The following is a 1,051-nucleotide window of genomic DNA, read 5'->3' as shown; positions in this document are numbered from 1 at the left end:
TANNNNGGCAACCAGACGGTGTGCGTGTCGCAGACGGCGAACTATGCGGGATGTCCGAGCGGAGCGCTGACGCAGACGGGGCTGCCGGCCAGCTACAGCGGCAAGCGTGTGTTGCTGCGCCGTGGCGAGAGCTTTGGCCAGATCAACATCCGTCACGGCGAGCGCAACGTCATCGTGGGGGCTTTTGGGTCGGGCAACAAGCCGCGCGTGACCTCGGTGCGCATTGGCTCGGGGCGTCCGGACACGGCCTCGTTCGCCGAGGACATCACCGTGATGGATCTGAACATTGCCGACGGTATCGTACAGGACAGCTCGGCAGCGCGGCTGCTGCTGTACCGCAACGACCTGGCCGATGCGGGCAACAACAACCGCATCTGGTTCGGTGCGGCGCTAGACTACTGGGCCGGCAGTGACCCGTACCGCAACGTCTCGCCCAGCCAGTTCTACAACCCGCGCGAGATCTTCATCGTGGAAAACCGCATCCAAGGCGGCAGCCTGTCCAACGACAGCCCCATCCTGGGCACGGGCTCACGCATCGCGCTGCTGGGCAACGACATGGGTTATGCCAACCAGCACACTGTGCGCATCGGGCGGCTGCACAAGGGGGTGATGGCCCACAACGCCATGCGCGGTCGCTCCTCCGACGGCATCCGCCATGCGCTCAAGCTGCATTCGGGCGGTCTGGACAGCTACACCGACAGCTACAACGGCAGCACCTGGGCCACGCGCCAGGTGGTCATTGCCAACAACCTGTTCGGCGATGCGCAGGACAACAATCAATGGACAGTGGCTGTCAGCCCGCAAAACGGCGTCTCCGCCGAGGGGCTGGAGGACGTGATCGTGGAGAACAACCGCTTCGTGCGGGGCACGCGCACCGTGACCGATTTGGTAATCACGGGACGGCGCATGACCTACCGCGGCAACGTGCGTGTCGACGGGGGCTCGCTGGGCGTGAGCACCAACGGCCACGGTGAGGCCCTTCCGGCCGATTGGCGCGGCCCCTACTACGGCCAGTGAGCCATCTCTTGCGCCACCCCAGCGCACCACAACA

At 65.3% G+C, this 1,051-nt stretch carries 1 pseudogene; it reads left to right on the top strand.

The features are described from left to right. Positions 1 to 24: 24 nt before the first annotated feature. Positions 25 to 1,051, top strand: a pseudogene (locus TS70_RS06635) (hypothetical protein); the annotation flags it as partial.

Source organism: Spiroplasma sp. hyd1, assembly GCF_016082235.1.
In the GTDB taxonomy this organism is placed as follows: domain Bacteria; phylum Bacillota_I; class Bacilli_A; order Mycoplasmatales; family Mycoplasmataceae; genus Spiroplasma; species Spiroplasma poulsonii.
This window is presented reverse-complemented; position numbering and strand designations above follow the sequence as displayed.